Origin of the sequence: Streptomyces subrutilus (assembly GCF_001746425.1) — a bacterium.
Classification (GTDB): Bacteria; Actinomycetota; Actinomycetes; order Streptomycetales; family Streptomycetaceae; genus Streptomyces; species Streptomyces subrutilus_A.
The window spans coordinates 2,713,850-2,730,342 of the sequence record NZ_MEHK01000001.1; the positions used below are offsets into that span (position 1 = coordinate 2,713,850).

Genomic DNA, 16,493 nt, shown 5'->3' on the forward strand with positions numbered 1-16,493 from the left:
TTCCGCAGGGCCGGCGGGCCGGCGGCCCCGGCCGGGGGCCCGCGGTGCGGCCGGGGCCCCGCAGGGCGGGCGGGGCGGGCTATGGGGAGCGGCGGATCAGGAGGAGGGCTCTGTCGTCGTTGACGTCCTTCGCGACCTTTTCGATCAGGTGCCAGGCCGCGCCGTCCCAGCCCGAGGCCACGTAGCGGTCGGCCTCACCGGTGAGGCGGTCGATGCCCTCGCTGATCTCGCGGTCGGCCGTCTCGACCAGGCCGTCGGTGAAGAGCATCAGGACGTCGCCGCGCCGGAGGTTGCCCCGGGCCGGGGTGAACTCGGCGCCGTCGTAGACCCCGAGGAGCGGGCCCTCGCCGGTCTTCTCCTCCCAGCGGCCGGTGCCCGCGCACAGCTGGAGGGCGGGGAGGTGGCCGGCGGAGAGGAGTTCGTAGTCGCCGGTCTCCAGGTCCAGGACGAGGTGGATGGAGGTGGCGAAGCCCTCGTCCCAGTCCTGGCGGAGCAGGTAGCCGTTGGCGGCGGGCAGGAAGCCGTGCGGGGGCAGCGCCCCGAGCAGGCCGCCGAACGCGCCCGAGAGGAGGAGGGCGCGGGAGCCGGCCTCCATGCCCTTGCCGGAGACGTCGGTCAGGACGATCTCCAGGGTGCGGCCGCCGTTGGTGCGGGCCGCGACGACGAAGTCGCCGGAGAAGGACTGGCCGCCGGCGGGGCGCAGGGCCATCTCGCGGTGCCAGCCGCGCGGCAGGCCGGGCAGTTTGCTCTGGACGCGGATCCGCTCGCGCAGGTCGAAGAGCATGGTGCCGCCGCGCCGCCAGGGCACGCCGACGCGGCTGCGGAACTGGGCGATGACCAGCCCGAAGAACCCGCAGGCCGCGACCACGAGCACGGTGCCGGGGGTGACGCGGGCGGGGCCCTGGGTGTAGGGGCCGAGGACGAGGGCCTCGACGATCAGCGCGGCGGCGGAGGCGGCGTACAGGGCGAGGAGGCTGGCGGGGCGCAGCAGCAGCCCGCCCGCCACGATCGGCAGGACGAGCGCCGAGGGCGAGAACCAGACCGGCAGCATCATCGTGCCGCAGGCGATGGCGGGGATGGTGAGGAGCAGTCCGGCGAAGGCGAGCCAGTCGGAGGCGTCCCCGCGGAAGTAGTCGACGGCGGATTTGCGCAGGGTGGTGCGGGCCCGGTGCGACAGCATGCGCATCCGGGCCATGACGGTGTCCACGCGTGCTCCGGCCATTGCTTCGGGACCTTATCCATCCCGGCTGTGGATGCGCAGGGGTACCCCTGGTCCCGGGGTCCCGCAGGGCCGGAAAACTCTTCGACCGGGACCGAATGCCCTGATAGGGATGGCCTTATGGCCCTTGAGATGCGTGTGTTGCAGCGGGATGAGTGGGATGTCTGGTTCGGTCAGCTGGAACTGGCGTTCGGCGGGGTGCCCGAACTCGCACAGGGCCGGGAGCTCTACCGGTCCTTGACCGAACCCGACCGCTCCCTCGGTGTCTGGGACGGCGAGCAGTGCGTCGGCTCCGCCTCGGCCTTCACCTTCCGCCTCTCGGTCCCGGGCGGGGCGCTGGTGCCCGCGGCCGGGGTCACGATGGTGGGCGTCTCCCCCACGCACCGGCGGCGCGGGGTGCTCCGCTCGATGATGCGGCGGCTGCTGGACGACGTACGGACGGCCGGTGAGCCGCTCGCGGTGCTGACGGCCTCGGATCCGGCGATCTACGGGCGCTTCGGCTACGGCACGGCGGCGTACGCGATGGCGGTGGAGATCGACACGACCCGCGTCCGGCTCTCCGTGCCTCCGGGCACGGACGAGGTGGCCGTGCGGCTCGCCGACCCGGAGAAGGCGCTGCCCGACTGCGAGCGGGTGTACGCGGAGCTGGTCGCCCGGCGGCCCGGCATGCCGGCCCGCCGGCCGGGCTGGGACCGGTACGTGGTCTCGGATCCCCCGGAGGGCCGGGACGGCGCCTCCCCGCTCCAGTGCGTGCTGGCCGAGGGCCCGGACGGCGAGATCGCCGGCTACGCCCGCTACCGGGTCAAGCCCGAGTGGGACCACTCCGGCTCGGAGGGCAGGGTCGAGGTCGTGGACCTCGACGCGCTCGACCCGGCGGCGACGGCGGCGCTGTGGCGCTACCTGTTCGGGATCGACCTGACCTGGACGGTGCGGGCGGGCCGGCGGCCGGTCGACGATCCGGTGCTGCACCTGGTCAGCGACGTGCGGCGGTCGAAGCCGAGCCTGCGCGACTCGCTCCACGTACGGCTGGTGGACGTGGCGGCGGCGCTCACCGCGCGGACGTACGCGGCCCCGCTGGACGTGGTGCTGGAGGTCGAGGACGCGTTCTGCCCGTGGAACGAGGGGCGGTGGCGGCTGGTGGCCGACGGGGCGGGCTCGGCCGTCTGCACGCGGACCGCGGAGCCCGCGGACCTGGAGCTGTCGGTGCGGGAGCTGGGTTCGGCGTACCTGGGCGGGACCGCGCTGACCTCGCTGGCGGCGGCCGGTCTCGTCCGCGAGCTGCGCCCGGGCGCCGTGGTGCGGGCTTCGCGTGCCTTCGCCGGGGACGTCGCCCCCTGGCTGCCGCACGGCTTCTGACCGGCTGCCCGGCGGGGCGCGTCGACCCCGCCGGGAACCGGGCGGTCTTTCGGATGCTGCCGGGCCCGCGGTCTTTCGGATGCTGCCGGGCCCGCGCTGCCCGGCGAGCTCCGCAGGGGACCGCTAGCGGGTCTGGCAGCCGGGGCACCAGAAGAGGTTGCGGGCGGCGAGGCCGGCGGTGCGGATCTCGCTGCCGCAGATGTGGCAGGGCAGGTTCGCCCGGCGGTAGACGTACACCTCGCCGCCGTGGTCGTCGACCCGCGGCGGCCTGCCCATCGCCTCGGGCAGGTGCTCGTCGCGGACGGTGTCGATGCGGTTGTTCCGTACGCCCTCGCGCATCAGCACGGCCAGGTCGGCCCACATGGCGTCCCACTCGGCGCGGGTGAGGTCCTTGCCCAGCCGGTACGGGTCGATGCCGTGCCGGAAGAGGACCTCGGCCCGGTAGACGTTGCCGATGCCCGCGACGACCTTCTGGTCCATGAGCAGGGCGGCGACGGTGGTGCGGGAGCGGGATATCCGCTTCCAGGCCCGGTCGGGGTCGTCGCCGGCCCGCAGCGGGTCGGGGCCGAGCCGCTCGTGGACCGCCTTCTTCTCGCCCTCGCCGATCAGCGCGCAGGCGGTGGGTCCGCGCAGGTCGGCGTAGTGGTCCTCGTTCAGCAGCCGCAGCCGGACCGTCTCGGCCGCGGGCGGGGCCGGGGCGGGGCCGAAGCCGAGCTTGCCGAACAGGCCGAGGTGGATGTGGATCCAGGCGTCGCCCAGCTCGAGGAAGAGGTGCTTGCCGTGCGCCTCGGCGCCCGCCAGCTCGCGCCCGTCGAGGAGGGCCGCGCTCTGCGCGAAGCGGCCCTGGGGGCTGCTGACGCGGACCGGGCGGGCGGCGAACCGCTCGGTGTGGTCCCGGGCGAGGCGGTGGATCGTATGCCCCTCGGGCACGGCGAACCTCCTGGGAAGGAAAACGGCCGCGCCGTCCCCGCGGGGGAGGGCGCGGCCTGAAGCGGAATCAGCCCTGCGGGTGGTGGGCCGGGATCGGGGGCAGCTCGCCGGTCCGCTCGTACGCGGAAAGCATCTCGATGCGGCGCGTGTGGCGCTCCTCGTCGGAGTACGGGGTCGCCAGGAAGGCCTCGACGAAGGCGACGGCCTCTTCCTGCGTGTGCATCCGGCCGCCGACGGAGATCACGTTGGCGTTGTTGTGCTCGCGGCCGAGCTTCGCGGTCTCCACGCTCCAGGCGAGGATGGCGCGGACGCCCTTGACCTTGTTGGCGGCGATCTGCTCGCCGTTGCCGGAGCCGCCGATCACGATGCCGAGGCTGTCGGCGTCCGCGGCGGTCTTCTCCGCGGCGCGGAGGCAGAACGGCGGGTAGTCGTCCACCGCGTCGTAGATGTGGGGCCCACAGTCGACGGGCTCGTGGCCGTTGTTCTTGAGCCAGTCCACCAGGTGGTTCTTGAGCTCAAAGCCTGCATGGTCGGATCCGAGGTACACGCGCATGGTCCGAGTGTGGCACGAGGGGCGCCGGCGGCCCGCAACCGGGTGTCGCGTAAGTCACTTCTCAACCTCAAGTAAACCCAAAGAACGCAGATGGGACACGGCAGGTCCAAGGTCCGGGACGTTCGCCCCTTCGCAACGATCCGGATTGAGGCCTTCCGTCCTGCGTTCATCTCAGGTTTGAATGCCTGGGCCTCGCAACCCGAGAACCTAAGGATCCGTCCATGAGTTCCACGACGACCCTTCAGAAGGCAGGAGACCCCGCCGGCAACCCCGGTCAGGGTCAGCCCTCCGACGGTCTGAAGGCCGGTCTCAAGAACCGCCACCTTTCCATGATCGCCATTGGCGGCGTCATCGGCGCCGGCCTCTTCGTCGGCTCCGGCGGCGGCATCGCCAAGGCCGGTCCCGCCATCCTGATCTCCTACGCGCTGGTCGGCGCGATGGTCGTCTTCGTGATGCGGATGCTCGGCGAGATGGCCGCGGCCAGCCCGAACTCGGGTTCGTTCTCCGCCTACGCCGACCGGGCGCTCGGCCGCTGGGCCGGCTTCTCCATCGGCTGGCTCTACTGGTTCTTCTGGGTCGTCGTGCTCGCCGTGGAGGCCACCGCCGGTGCCGCCATCCTGGAGAACTGGATCCCGGCCGTCCCGCAGTGGGCGTGGGCGCTCATCGTGATGGCGGTGCTGACCGTCACCAACCTCGGGTCCGTCGCCTCGTACGGCGAGTTCGAGTTCTGGTTCGCGGGCATCAAGGTCGTCGCCATCGGCGCGTTCGTGGTCATCGGCATGCTGGCCGTCTTCGGCGTGCTGCCGGGCTCCGACAACCCGGGTGCGGGCTTCGCCCACCTGACCGACGCGGGCGGATTCTTCCCCAACGGCTACGGCGCGGTCCTCACCGGTGTGCTGATGGTCGTCTTCTCCTTCATGGGCAGCGAGATCGTCACCCTCGCCGCCGGCGAGTCGGAGAACCCCCGCAAGGCGGTCACCCAGGCCACCAACTCCGTCATCTGGCGGATCGGCGTCTTCTACCTCGGCTCGATCTTCGTCGTGCTGACGCTGCTCCCGTGGAACGACAAGTCGATCACCGAGAAGGGCTCGTACGTAGCCGCCCTGGACTCGATCGGCATCGCGAACGCCGGCACGATCATGGAGGTCATCGTCCTGACCGCCGTGCTGTCCTGCCTGAACTCAGGCCTCTACACCGCCTCCCGCATGGCCTTCTCGCTCGGTGAGCGCGGCGACGCCCCCAAGGCGTTCGCCAAGGTCAACGCCAAGGGCGTGCCGGTGGCCGCGATCCTGGGCTCCACGGTCTTCGGCTTCGTCGCCGTCTACTTCAACTACGCCTTCAAGGACACGGTCTTCAACTTCCTGCTGAACTCCTCGGGCGCCATCGCGCTCTTCGTCTGGCTGGTGATCTGCTTCACCCAGCTGCGGATGCGCGGGATCCTGGTCCGCGAGGCCCCGGAGAAGCTGACCGTGAAGATGTGGCTCTTCCCGTGGCTGACCTGGGCCACCGCCGCACTGATCACGTTCGTGATCGGCTACATGTTCGTGGACGACGCGAACCGCGAGGTGGTCAGCCTGTCCACCCTGGTCGCCGGCCTGGTCGTGGCCGTCGGCGTGGTGCTGGACTTCCGCCGCAAGCGGGCCGCCGTCCAGGGCTGAGCAGCCGTCCAGGGCCGACCGCCCGATCCCGTCCCGTACGTACGCCGGAGCCCGGCCCGCCTCGTCAGGCGGGCCGGGCTCCGGCGTACGGGGGCGGGGCGGTGTCAGCCGCGGCGGCCGGCCAGCTTCCAGGCGGCCGGGAGGGCGCCCATCGCCAGGGCGGCCTTGAGCGCGTCGCCGATCAGGAACGGGGTCAGGCCGGCCGCGACGGCCGCGCTCAGGGACATCCCGGTCGCGCCCATCAGGTACGGCACGCCCACCGCGTAGATCACCGCGGAGCCGAGCACCATCGTGCCCGCCGTGCGCAGGACCGAGCGGTCGGCGCCGCGGCGCGCGAGGGCGCCGACGAGGGTGGCGGCGAGCAGCATGCCGAGCACGTAGCCGAAGGAAGCCCCGGACGCGCCGGAGGTGCCGCCCGCGAACCAGGGCATCCCGGCCGCGCCGAGCAGGGCGTACAGCCCCAGCGCGAGGAAGCCGCGGCGGGCGCCGAAGGCGGTGCCGACGAGGAGCGCCGCGAAGGTCTGGCCGGTCACGGGGACCGGGGAGCCGGGTACGGGCACGGCGATCTGCGCGGCCACTCCGGTGAGCGCGGCCCCGCCGACGACGAGCGCGATGTCGCGGACGCGGCTCGCGGGCAGCAGGTCGGCGAGGACGGCGCCGGGCCGGAAGGAGACGGAAGCGGTGCTCATCGGGAGGCTCCGGGAGGTGGTGGTGACGGGACGATCACCGACGTTAGTCCGCGGTCCGCGGCGCCCCCACCGCCGCCGGGGACAAAGGCGTACTCCTCGGTTTGGTGGAGACCGCACAAAGACCCTCACCCACCCCCGTGTTCGCGTGATCCGCGTCACTGGGAAGATCCGACAACACATCCGTTTTGCACACAAGGCCGCCGCTCAGTGAGACTGTAGGGTCCCGCCAATCCGGATGCGGAGCCCCTGCCGCCGCTGGGCCGAACGAGAGTACGAGCACCCCTCATGCGCGACCGCTTGCCCGAAGCTCCCCCGATCACGGGCGACCTGCCCGCGGAACCCCTCAGCCACAGCCTCAAGCAGCGCCACCTGACCATGCTGGGCCTCGGCGGCGTGATCGGCGCCGGGCTCTTCGTCGGCTCCGGTGCCGGCATCGGCATCGCCGGCCCGGCGATCATCTGCTCCTACCTGCTCGCGGGCGTCCTCGCGATGCTGGTGATGCGCGCGCTCGGCGAGATGTCGGCGGCGATGCCCGCCTCCGGCTCCTTCTCGGTCTACGCGGAGAAGGCCCTGGGCCGCTGGGCCGGCTTCTCGGCCGGCTGGCTGTACTGGTTCCTGCTGGTCGTGGTGCTCGCCGTGGAGGCCACCGGAGCCGCGAAGATCGCCAACGGCTGGGTTCCCTCGGTCGACCAGTGGGTCTGGGTGCTGCTCTTCATGGTGGTCTTCACCGTGAGCAACCTGGCCGCCGTGCGGAACTTCGGCGAGTTCGAGTTCTGGTTCGCCGCCCTGAAGGTCGGCGCGATCGTGCTGTTCCTGATCCTCGGCACCCTCGCCGTCTTCGGCCTGCTCCCCGACACGGAGCCCGTCGGCATGGCCAACCTCACCGGGCAGGGCGGGTTCTTCCCCGAGGGTTTCGGCGGAGTGGTCGCCGGCATGCTCGCCGTCATCTTCGCCTTCGGCGGCCTGGAGGTCGTCACGATCGCGGCCGCCGAGTCGGACGACCCGGCCCGGTCCGTGTCCCGCGCGGTGCGCAGCGCGGTGTGGCGCATCCTCTTCTTCTACGTCGGTTCGATGGTGGTCATCGTGACCCTGCTGCCGTGGGACTCGCTGAAGCCGGGTGAGAGCCCCTACGTCGCGGTCCTCGACTCGATCGGCATTCCGGCGGCCGGCCAGATCATGAACATCGTGGTGTTCGTGGCGCTGCTGTCGGCGCTCAACGCCAACCTGTACGGCTCCTCGCGCATGGTGTTCTCGCTGGCCGAGCGCGGCGAGGCGCCGACGGCGCTGCTGAAGGTGTCGGGCGGCGGGGTGCCGCGGCGCGCGGTCTTCGCCTCGGTGGCCTTCGGTTTCGTCTCGGTGGTGCTGAACCTGCTGTGGCCGGACACGATCTTCCTCTACATGCTCAACGCGGTCGGCGCGGTGCTGCTGTTCGTATGGGCGCTGATCGCGGTCTCGCAGCTGAGGCTTCGCCGGATCATCGAGCGGGACATGCCGGAGCGGCTGACCCTGCCGATGTGGCTGTTCCCGTACGCGACCTGGGCGGCGCTGCTCGGCATGGCGGCGGTGCTGGTGCTGATGCTGTTCGACGACTCGGCCCGGCCGCAGCTGCTGTGGTCCACCGGGGCGGCCGCGGCGGTGCTGGTGGTGGCGTGGGTGCGGGAGATCCGGGCCCGTCGGCCCTGACGGTTCGTGACGTGTGCGGCAGGGCCCGGGAGCAACATCCCGGGCCCTGCGGCGTTCTGCGGCGATCTGCGGCGTTCTGCGCGTTCTGCGGGCGGACGATCACGTCCCGTGAAGCAAGTGTCCGGATGATGGACGTACAACGTCCGACTATCGGACGGTTCGGCAGACTGCCCCCATGAGCCAGAGCACCATCACACCCCCCGGGCAGCAGGCGCCGCCGCAGACCGGCGCCGGATCCCCCCTCGGCAACGGACTGAAGCAGCGCCACCTCTCGATGATCGCCCTCGGCGGTGTCATCGGCGCCGGACTCTTCGTCGGGTCCGGCGCGGGCATCGCCGCCGCGGGCCCCTCGATCGTGCTCGCGTACGCCGCGTCCGGGATCCTGGTGATGTTCGTGATGCGGATGCTCGGCGAGATGTCCGCCGCCAACCCCGCCTCCGGCTCCTTCTCCGTCCACGCCGAGCGGGCCATCGGCCCCTGGGCCGGCTTCACCGCCGGCTGGATGTTCTGGACGCTGCTGTGCGTGGGCGTGGCCATCGAGGCCATCGGCGCGGCGCACATCATGACCGGCTGGTTCCCGGGCACCCCGTCCTGGATGTGGGTGCTGGTCTTCATGGCGGTCTTCTGCGGGTCCAACCTGGCCGCCGTCTCGCACTTCGGCGAGTTCGAGTTCTGGTTCGCCGCCCTCAAGATCGGCGCCATCGCGCTCTTCCTGGGCCTGGGCGTGCTGGCCGTCCTCGGCGTCCTGCCCGGCACCGGCTCCCCCGGCACCGCCAACCTGCTGCACGACGGCGGGTTCCTGCCCAACGGGGTGGAGGGCCTGCTGGTCGGCCTGCTGGCCTCGGTCGTCGCGTACGGCGGGCTGGAGACGGTGACCATCGCGGCCGCCGAGTCCGAGAACCCGGTCAAGGGCGTGGCCACGGCGGTCAAGACGACCATGTGGCGGATCGCGGTCGTCTACGTCGGCTCCATGCTGGTGATCGTCACCCTGCTGCCGTGGAACGACCCGGCGGTCACCGCGGACGGCCCGTACGCCGCCACCCTGGACCACCTGGGCATCCCGGCCGCCGGCCAGATCATGAACGTGGTCATCCTGATCGCCCTGCTGTCCGCGATGAACGCCAACATCTACGGCTCCTCGCGCATGGCCTACTCCCTCGTCGCCCGCGGCCAGGGCCCCAAGGCGCTGGGCAAGGTCACCGGCCGCGTGCCGCGCCGCGCGGTGCTCGCCTCCTCCGGCTTCGGCTTCGTCACCGTGCTGCTGTCGTACTGGTACCCGGACACCCTGTTCGCCTGGCTGCTGAACATGGTCGGCGGGGTCATCCTGATCGTCTGGGGCTTCATCGCCGTCTCGCAGTTCGTGCTGCGCCGCCGGCTGGAGCGGGAGGATCCGCAGAAGCTGGTCGTGCGGATGTGGGGGTTCCCGTACCTCACGTGGGTGGCGCTGGCGGGCGTGGCCGGGGTGCTGGCGCTGATGGCCCTGGGCGAGGACACCCGGGTCCAGGTGATCTTCACCGGCGGACTGACCCTCGCCCTCGCGGCGACCGGACGGGTCCTCCAGAGGCGGGCCGCCGCCCGCGCCTGACGGACCGGAGACGACCGAGGCGGGCCCCGTGCGCGAGCACGGGGCCCGCCTTCTTCGCACGCCCCCGACTCAGGCGACCCTTATGTGTGACCGGGAATAGATACTGCTAGCGTGCAGTTGCGCATTGATTGCAATAAGCAGTTGGCACGCTGAGGGGACCGGATAACACGCATGGCCATCTACACGCTTCCTGAGCTTCCGTACGATTACGCGGCGCTGGAGCCGGTGATCAACCCGCAGATCATCGAGCTGCACCACGACAAGCACCACGCGGCCTATGTGACGGGCGCCAACAACACGCTGGAGCAGCTGGCGGAGGCGCGCGACAAGGAGAACTGGGGCGCCCTCAACGGCCTTGAGAAGAACCTGGCGTTCCACCTCTCCGGCCACATCCTGCACAGCATCTACTGGCACAACATGGCCAGCCCGAAGACCGGCGAGGGCGGCGGCGAGCCCACCGCCGCCGACGGCCTGGGCGACCTGGCCGACGCGATCACCGAGTCCTTCGGCTCCTTCGCGAAGTTCAAGAAGCAGCTGACCTTCGCCTCCTCCGCCACCCAGGGCTCCGGCTGGGGCGTGCTCGCGTACGAGCCCGTCAGCGGCCGCCTCGTCGTCGAGCAGGTCTACGACCACCAGGGCAACGTGGGTGTGGCCAGCACCCCGATCCTGGTCTTCGACGCCTGGGAGCACGCCTTCTACCTGCAGTACAAGAACCAGAAGGTGGACTTCATCGAGGCGATGTGGAACGTCGTCAACTGGCAGGACGTCTCCAAGCGCTACGCCGACGCCAAGGCGAACACCCCGCTGCTGATCCCCGCCCAGGGCTGATCGCACCCCCGAGCCCGTCCGCCTCGTGATCGTCTTCTCACCCTTCACCGGCGGGCGTGTCCAGCAGAAGACCCCCGTGAGGACGTGACTCACGGGGGTCTTCCGCGGGCGGCGCCGCGGGCTACTCGAAGGAGGGTTCCTCGGTGCGGGTGCGCTTGATCTCGTAGAAGCCGGGGGTGGAGGCGACGAGCAGGGTGCCGTCCCACAGGCGGGCCGCGGCCTCGCCGCGCGGGGCCGGGGTGACGACCGGGCCGAAGAAGGCCACGTCCGCGCCGTCGGCGCCGGGCACCGAGATCACCGGGGTGCCGACCTCCTGGCCGACCCGGTCGATGCCGTCGTTGTGCGAGGCGCGCAGCACCTCGTCGTACTCGTCGGAGTCGGCGTACGCGAGCAGCTCGGCCGGCAGCGCGAGCGCCGCCAGCGCCTCGGCGATCACCTCGCGGGTCGCGCCCTTGCCCTCGTTGTGGATCCGGGTGCCGAGCTCGGTGTAGAGCTTGCCGGTGACCTCGTCACCGAACTTCTGCTGGGCCGCCACGACCACGCGCACCGGCGCCCAGCCCTTGGGACCGAGCAGCTCGCGGTAGCGCTCGGGCAGTTCGTCGAGCTTGTTCTCGTTCAGGACGGCCAGGCTCATCACGTGCCAGCGGACCTCGACGTCGCGGACCTTCTCGACCTCGAGCATCCACCGGGACGTCATCCAGGCCCAGGGGCACAGCGGGTCGAACCAGAAATCGACCGGGGTCTTCCCGCGCACCTGGGTGTCGGACATGTCTCTCCCTCACATCGCTCACGGCGTCGTTCGTGGTGTCCCCCACCCCAACCAGCGCGCGTTCGCACGCATTCCCCCCATGGGAGGATTCGATCGAAGGAACCCGACCACGCACGAAGGAGTGCACGTGCCCGGAGAGAATCTGTCCCGCGACGAGGCCCGGACAAGGGCCGAACTGCTGTCCGTCGACGGGTACGAGGTGGTCCTCGACGTGAGGTCCGCGGTGGACGAGGCCGAACCGGCCGAGGGCCCCCGGACCTTCCGCTCGGTGACCACGATCCGCTTCCGGGCCGCGGTCCCCGGCGCCGCCACCTTCGCGGACCTGATCGCCCCCTCCGTGAACTCCGTGACCCTCAACGGGCGCGCGCTGGACGTGGCCGCCGTGTTCGACGGGGTGCGGATCGCCCTGGACGGCCTGGCCGCCGAGAACGTGCTCGTGGTGGACGCGAACTGCGCGTACAGCCGGACGGGCGAGGGCCTGCACCGCTTCGTGGACCCGGAGGACGGCGAGGTCTACCTCTACACCCAGTACGAGCCGGCGGACGCGCGGCGGGTGTACGCGAACTTCGAGCAGCCCGACCTGAAGGCGCCCTACCGCTTCGAGGTGTCCGCGCCCGAGGGCTGGCAGGTGTGGAGCAACGGCGCGGAGGAGTCGCGGGAGGCGGGGGTCTGGCGGTTCGCCGAGACCGCGCCGATCTCCACGTACATCACCTGCGTGGTGGCGGGCCCCTACCACTACGTGACGGACTCCTACACCCGCGGGGACCTGACGATCCCGCTCGGCGCGATGTGCCGCAAGGGGCTCGCCAAGCACTTCGACGCGGACGACGTCTTCCTGGTCACCAAGCAGGGATTCGACCTCTTCCACGAGATCTTCGACTACCCGTACCCCTTCGGGAAGTACGACCAGGCCTTCGTGCCGGAGTACAACCTGGGCGCCATGGAGAACCCGGGGATGGTGACCTTCCGCGAGGAGTACATCTTCCGCGGCAAGGTCACGCAGGCCTCGTACGAGCGGCGCGCCAACGTCATCCTGCACGAGATGGCGCACATGTGGTTCGGCGACCTCGTCACCATGAAGTGGTGGGACGACCTGTGGCTGAAGGAGTCCTTCGCGGACTTCATGGGCTCCTTCGGGCTGGTCGAGGCCACCCGCTTCGACCAGGCCTGGGTCACCTTCGCCAACAGCCGCAAGGCGTGGGCCTACCGCGCCGACCAGCTGCCGTCCACCCACCCGATCACGGCCGACATCCGTGACCTGGAGGACGCGAAGCTGAACTTCGACGGCATCACCTACGCCAAGGGCGCCGCGGTCCTCAAGCAGCTGGTCGCGTACGTGGGCCGGGAGGCGTTCCTGGAGGGCGCCCGGCGCTACTTCAAGGCGAACGCGTACGGGAACACCACCTTGGACGACCTGCTGTCGGTGCTCGCGGAGGTCTCCGGGCGGGACATGGCCGAATGGTCGCGGGCCTGGCTGCAGACGGCCGGGGTCAACGTGCTGACTCCGATGGTGACCTGCGACGCCGGCGGGCGCCTGACTGAGCTCGCGGTGCTGCAGGAGGGCGACGAGCTGCGGCCGCACCGGGTCGCGGTCGGCCTGTACCGGCTGGAGCCCGACGGCACGCTGGTCCGCTACGCGCGGGCCGGGACGGACGTGTCGGGCGCGCGGACCGTGGTCGAGGAGCTGGCGGGCCGGGAGCGGCCGGACCTGGTGCTGGTCAACGACGAGGACCTGACCTACTGCAAGGTCCGCTTCGACGAGGGCTCGCTGGCCACGCTGCGGGCGCACCTGGGCGACCTGACGGACCCGCTGGCGCGGGCGCTGAGCTGGTCGGCGCTGTGGAACCTGACGCGGGACGGGCTGATGCCCGCGCGGGACTTCATCTCGCTGGTCCTGGCGCACGCGGGACGGGAGACGGACGTCGGCGTGCTGCAGATGCTGCACGCGCAGGCGCTGACCGCGATCACCCACTACACGGCGCCGGGCCGGCGCGAGCAGGTCGGCCGGGAGCTGGCGGCGGGCGCGCTGCACGAGCTGCGGCTGGCGGATCCGGGCTCGGAGCACCAGTTGACGTGGGCCCGGTTCTTCGCGGCGAGCGCGGCGACCGAGGGCGACTTCCAGCTGCTGCTGGGGCTGCTGGAGGGGTCCGCGCGGATCGACGGGCTGGAGGTGGACCAGGAGCTGCGCTGGGACCTGCTGCTGCCGCTGGCCGCGCACGGGGCGGTGGACGAGGGCGCGCTGACCGCCGAACTGGCGCGGGACGACACGGCGTCGGGCAAGCGGCACCAGGTGCGGTGCCTGGCGGCGCGGCCGTCCGCGGCGGTGAAGGACCAGGCGTGGGCGGCGGTGGTCGAGTCGGACGCGCTGTCGAACGCGCTGGTGGAGGCGACGATCGCCGGTATGCAGCAGCCTTCGCAGCGGGCGCTGCTGGCGGCCTACGCGGAGCCGTACTTCGAGGTGATCGAGCGGGTGTGGGCGGACCGGTCGATCCAGATCGGCATGGACGTGGTGAAGGGGCTGTACCCGGCGCTGTCCGACCCCGAGCCGACCCTGGCCGCCACGGACGCCTGGCTGTCCGGCCACCCGGACGCGGCCCCGGCGCTCCGCCGCCTGGTGATCGAGTCCCGGGACGACCTGGCCAGGGCGTGGCGCGCGCAGCGCCGCGACGAGGCCTCGGACAACTAGCCAAGGCTCCGCGGTCAGGGGCTCCGCCCCCGAACCCTCCCCGGACGGAGTCTGGGGGAGGGTTCGGGGGCGGAGCCCCGGTGCCGCAGCCCCGGCTCGGGGGGCCTGGTGTGCGGCGCAGCCTATCGGCGGTCGAACGTCCGTACTTTAGCCCCGGCTTGTCCCGATTTGCCGACGGGCATGTAACAGGGGTTAGCAAGGCCATGGCCTGAGGGAATCACCGCGTCATGAACCACAACGCGCCCCTCCCCCTCGCCCACCTCACCGGCAGCCGCCCCCGCGTGCTGACCCTGGCCCAGCTCCGCGAGCACGGCGTCACCGCCTCCGCCGCCGCCGAGCGGCCCTGGCGGCAGATCCTGCCCGGGGTGTTCCTGCTGCACGCGGGACCCGCGACCAGCGAGGAGCGGCTGCACGCCGCGCTGCTGTACGCGGGCCGCCGCGGCGGCGAGGCCATGATCACCGGGCTGGCGGCGCTGGCCCTGCACCGGTTCGGCTCCGCGCCCGCGCTGCTCGGCCTCTCCCACATCGACGTGCTCGTGCCCGGCACCCGGCGGCTGCGCTCCACCGGCGACGTGCGGATCGTGCGCTCGCACACCCCGCCGCGCCCCCAGGAGGTGACCGGCCTGCCCGTGGCCCCCGTCGCGCGGGCCGTCGCCGACGCCGTCGCCCAGCTCGACGACGCCGCCACCGTACGCCGCCTGCTCAGCGAAGCCGTCCGCGGCGGGCACTGCGAACCGGCCGCCGTGGTGCGGGAGCTGACGGTGGCCCGGCTGCTGAACCGCCCGCACGTGGTCGACGCCGTCGAATCGCTGCTCGCGGAGGGCCGCGCCATCGCCGAGGAGCGGCTCTACCAGCTCGTACGGGGCTACGACCTCCCCGAGCCCGTCTGGAACGTGGACCTGCGACTGCCGGGCGGCCCGCACCTCGGCGGGGTCGACGCGTACTGGCCCGAGCACTCCCTCGCCGTGGAGATCGACACCCGCGCCCCGCGCCAGGGCGAGGACGAGCAGTGGTCCGAGTGCGTCCGCAAACGGGAGACCCTGGAGCGGCTCGGGGTGACCGTCATCCACATCACCCCGCGCAAGCTCCGCGACTGGCCCGAGCAGCAGGCCGCGGTCGTCCGGACCGCCCTGGCGGCGTCCGCCGACCGCGAACCCGCCTCCTACCTGGTGGTGCTCCCCAGGTGAGGCGAGTACTCCGGGGCGCTCCACCGCAGCCGCCCCGGATGCGCACTCTCCACCACCGACTCCACGCGGAAGCGGACGCGCCGCTCCCCGTCGGCCCCGAACCGGGTGTGCGCCCGGCCGCTGAGCTGGAGCAGCGCCCCGCTCTCCCAGTCCGGGAAGAGCAGCCCGGCCCGCGGATCGGCCGTCAGGTTCCCCAGGGTGAGGAACATGCCGTTGCCCGCGTAGTCCGGCCAGCTCAGCTCCCCCGGCGAGGACACCTCCACGAAGCCCGGCAGCCCGCCCCGGTGGCTGGCGTCCACCCCGTCCGCCTCCGCCGTGGTGGCGACGAAGAAGGTGTCGGCGGCGCGGACGGCCCGCTCCTGGTCGGGGGTGAGCGCGTCCCCGCGCCGCACGACACCGGCTCCTGCGGCGGCGAGGTCCAGCGGCTGCCGCTTCTGCAGGTACTTCGGGCAGTTGGAGAAGACCTGTTCGGCGTGCACGGCGAAGCCGCGTCCGGTCACCTCCAGGGTTCCGTTCAGCCGCATCCGGCGCCGGGTGCGCGGATCGAGCGCGATGGTGCCGACCCGGGTGCCCCCGGTGGCCAGCGCCCGCGCGAGCGGGTCGCCCTCCGGTGGTCCGCCGGCGACCGTGATCCGGTCCGGCCCGGTGGCCCGTACGAAACCGGGCGCCCCCGTGAGCAGCGAGGCCCACATCCGGCCCGCGCCGTCGGCGGCGCCGACGACCAGGTGGGGCTGGAGGCCGAGGAACGCCGCGGCGACCTCCCGGATGCCGGTGCCGATCGAGCGGCCGACGTGCTCGGCCGCCTCCCGTACGCCGACCCGCTCCTGCACGGCCAGCGCGCCCCAGTGGTAGGCGCCGCTGCTCATGAGAAGAATCCGCAGGTCGGAGCCCCCGCGACCGGGGCGGGCTCGTCTTCTGCGCCGACGGGTACGGAGATCTCCAGGCGGGTGCCGTCGGGGTCGTGGAAGAAGATGCCGCCGGAGGCGGCCCCCTCGCCGTGGGCGACGACGCCCTCGTAGGCGAACTCCACGCCGAGCGAGCGCAGCCGCTGCTCGAAGGCCCGCACGTCCTCGATGGTCGTGGCCGAGAGCGCGAGGTGGTGCAGCCCGGCCGATCCCGGGGCGAAGGCGCCCTCGGCCTGCTGCCACAGGGTGAGGACGAGCTCACCGTCCTGGCCGAGGAAGGCGAAGCGGCGCTCCTCCTCCTTGCGCTCGCCCAGGACCTGGAAGCCGAGGGCGTCCCGGTAGAAGGCGAGCGACCGGTCGAGATCGGTGACGTTCAGACCCACGTGGCCGGTGCGGAGCCCGCTGATGGCGCTCGTCATGGAAGTACCTTCCCCAGAGGATTTCT

At 72.0% G+C, this 16,493-nt stretch carries 14 protein-coding genes; 7 read left to right on the forward strand and 7 right to left on the reverse strand.

Going from position 1 to position 16,493, the window contains the following annotated elements; genetic code table 11:
- Positions 1-79: 79 nt before the first annotated feature.
- Positions 80-1,222, reverse strand: coding sequence for a PP2C family protein-serine/threonine phosphatase (locus BGK67_RS13265; RefSeq protein ID WP_069920284.1), 1,143 nt, complete (start codon positions 1,220-1,222; stop codon positions 80-82).
- Positions 1,223-1,339: 117 nt separating this feature from the next.
- Between BGK67_RS13265 and BGK67_RS13270 the strand changes: the two genes are divergently transcribed.
- Positions 1,340-2,575 (forward strand): GNAT family N-acetyltransferase, encoded by a 1,236-nt coding sequence (locus BGK67_RS13270; RefSeq protein ID WP_079154158.1) that lies wholly within the window; start codon positions 1,340-1,342, stop codon positions 2,573-2,575.
- A 123-nt stretch (positions 2,576-2,698) separates the two neighbouring features.
- Here the strand turns inward: BGK67_RS13270 and BGK67_RS13275 are convergent, their stop codons facing one another.
- Together BGK67_RS13275 and BGK67_RS13280 are read right to left on the reverse strand one after the other, a co-directional pair.
- Complete coding sequence (locus BGK67_RS13275; RefSeq protein WP_069920285.1) at positions 2,699-3,505, reverse strand: Fpg/Nei family DNA glycosylase; 807 nt, start codon at positions 3,503-3,505, stop codon at positions 2,699-2,701.
- A gap of 67 nt (positions 3,506-3,572) precedes the next feature.
- Positions 3,573-4,058, reverse strand: coding sequence for a ribose-5-phosphate isomerase (locus BGK67_RS13280; RefSeq protein WP_069920286.1), 486 nt, complete (start codon positions 4,056-4,058; stop codon positions 3,573-3,575).
- Positions 4,059-4,279: 221 nt separating this feature from the next.
- Between BGK67_RS13280 and BGK67_RS13285 the strand changes: the two genes are divergently transcribed.
- On the forward strand, positions 4,280-5,716 hold the full coding sequence (locus BGK67_RS13285; protein ID WP_069920287.1) for an amino acid permease: 1,437 nt from the start codon (positions 4,280-4,282) through the stop codon (positions 5,714-5,716).
- Positions 5,717-5,820: 104 nt separating this feature from the next.
- Here BGK67_RS13285 and BGK67_RS13290 read toward each other — a convergent pair whose 3' ends face one another.
- Positions 5,821-6,405, reverse strand: coding sequence for a biotin transporter BioY (locus BGK67_RS13290; RefSeq protein WP_069920288.1), 585 nt, complete (start codon positions 6,403-6,405; stop codon positions 5,821-5,823).
- 285 nt (positions 6,406-6,690) lie between these two features.
- Here BGK67_RS13290 and BGK67_RS13295 point away from each other — a divergent pair, with 285 nt between their 5' ends.
- From BGK67_RS13295 to BGK67_RS13305, 3 genes are all read left to right on the forward strand, one after another.
- The gene (locus BGK67_RS13295; RefSeq protein ID WP_069920289.1) at positions 6,691-8,088 is read left to right on the forward strand and encodes an amino acid permease; all 1,398 of its coding nucleotides are present in this window, start codon (positions 6,691-6,693) and stop codon (positions 8,086-8,088) included.
- A 175-nt stretch (positions 8,089-8,263) separates the two neighbouring features.
- Positions 8,264-9,673: an amino acid permease gene (locus BGK67_RS13300; protein ID WP_069920290.1), complete on the forward strand. Its 1,410-nt coding sequence runs from the start codon at positions 8,264-8,266 to the stop codon at positions 9,671-9,673.
- A 171-nt stretch (positions 9,674-9,844) separates the two neighbouring features.
- Entirely contained in the window at positions 9,845-10,501 is a 657-nt protein-coding gene (locus BGK67_RS13305; protein WP_069920291.1) for a superoxide dismutase, read from the forward strand.
- Between the two features lie 121 nt (positions 10,502-10,622).
- Here the strand turns inward: BGK67_RS13305 and BGK67_RS13310 are convergent, their stop codons facing one another.
- The gene (locus BGK67_RS13310; protein ID WP_069920292.1) at positions 10,623-11,270 is read right to left on the reverse strand and encodes a DsbA family protein; all 648 of its coding nucleotides are present in this window, start codon (positions 11,268-11,270) and stop codon (positions 10,623-10,625) included.
- Between the two features lie 127 nt (positions 11,271-11,397).
- On the opposite strand from BGK67_RS13310, the gene pepN reads away from it, so the two are divergent.
- Together pepN and BGK67_RS13320 are read left to right on the forward strand one after the other, a co-directional pair.
- Positions 11,398-13,956, forward strand: a complete 2,559-nt coding sequence (gene pepN / locus BGK67_RS13315) for an aminopeptidase N (RefSeq protein WP_069920293.1) — start codon at positions 11,398-11,400, stop codon at positions 13,954-13,956.
- 227 nt (positions 13,957-14,183) lie between these two features.
- Complete coding sequence (locus BGK67_RS13320) at positions 14,184-15,143, forward strand: hypothetical protein (protein ID WP_069920294.1); 960 nt, start codon at positions 14,184-14,186, stop codon at positions 15,141-15,143.
- Here BGK67_RS13320 and BGK67_RS13325 read toward each other — a convergent pair.
- Complete coding sequence (locus BGK67_RS13325) at positions 15,119-16,009, reverse strand: pyridoxamine 5'-phosphate oxidase family protein (protein ID WP_069920295.1); 891 nt, start codon at positions 16,007-16,009, stop codon at positions 15,119-15,121. The two genes, BGK67_RS13320 and BGK67_RS13325, sit on opposite strands and share 25 nt — an antisense overlap.
- Positions 16,006-16,467 carry a VOC family protein gene (locus BGK67_RS13330; protein WP_069920296.1) on the reverse strand — a complete coding sequence of 154 codons (462 nt, stop codon included), beginning with the start codon at positions 16,465-16,467 and terminating at the stop codon, positions 16,006-16,008. Before BGK67_RS13330 ends, BGK67_RS13325 begins: the two co-directional genes overlap by 4 nt.
- Positions 16,468-16,493 lie beyond the last annotated feature (26 nt).

Bases quoted from the DNA above. Each gene is read 5' to 3' on its own strand.
- BGK67_RS13265 (WP_069920284.1), bottom strand. From the start codon at position 1,222: ATGGCCGGAGCACGCGTGGACACCGTCATGGCCCGGATGCGCATGCTG.
- BGK67_RS13270 (WP_079154158.1), top strand. From the start codon at position 1,340: ATGGCCCTTGAGATGCGTGTGTTGCAGCGGGATGAGTGGGATGTCTGG.
- BGK67_RS13280 (WP_069920286.1), bottom strand. From the start codon at position 4,058: ATGCGCGTGTACCTCGGATCCGACCATGCAGGCTTTGAGCTCAAGAAC.
- BGK67_RS13285 (WP_069920287.1), top strand. From the start codon at position 4,280: ATGAGTTCCACGACGACCCTTCAGAAGGCAGGAGACCCCGCCGGCAAC.
- BGK67_RS13290 (WP_069920288.1), bottom strand. From the start codon at position 6,405: ATGAGCACCGCTTCCGTCTCCTTCCGGCCCGGCGCCGTCCTCGCCGAC.
- BGK67_RS13295 (WP_069920289.1), top strand. From the start codon at position 6,691: ATGCGCGACCGCTTGCCCGAAGCTCCCCCGATCACGGGCGACCTGCCC.
- BGK67_RS13300 (WP_069920290.1), top strand. From the start codon at position 8,264: ATGAGCCAGAGCACCATCACACCCCCCGGGCAGCAGGCGCCGCCGCAG.
- BGK67_RS13305 (WP_069920291.1), top strand. From the start codon at position 9,845: ATGGCCATCTACACGCTTCCTGAGCTTCCGTACGATTACGCGGCGCTG.
- BGK67_RS13310 (WP_069920292.1), bottom strand. From the start codon at position 11,270: ATGTCCGACACCCAGGTGCGCGGGAAGACCCCGGTCGATTTCTGGTTC.
- BGK67_RS13320 (WP_069920294.1), top strand. From the start codon at position 14,184: ATGAACCACAACGCGCCCCTCCCCCTCGCCCACCTCACCGGCAGCCGC.
- BGK67_RS13325 (WP_069920295.1), bottom strand. From the start codon at position 16,009: ATGAGCAGCGGCGCCTACCACTGGGGCGCGCTGGCCGTGCAGGAGCGG.
- BGK67_RS13330 (WP_069920296.1), bottom strand. From the start codon at position 16,467: ATGACGAGCGCCATCAGCGGGCTCCGCACCGGCCACGTGGGTCTGAAC.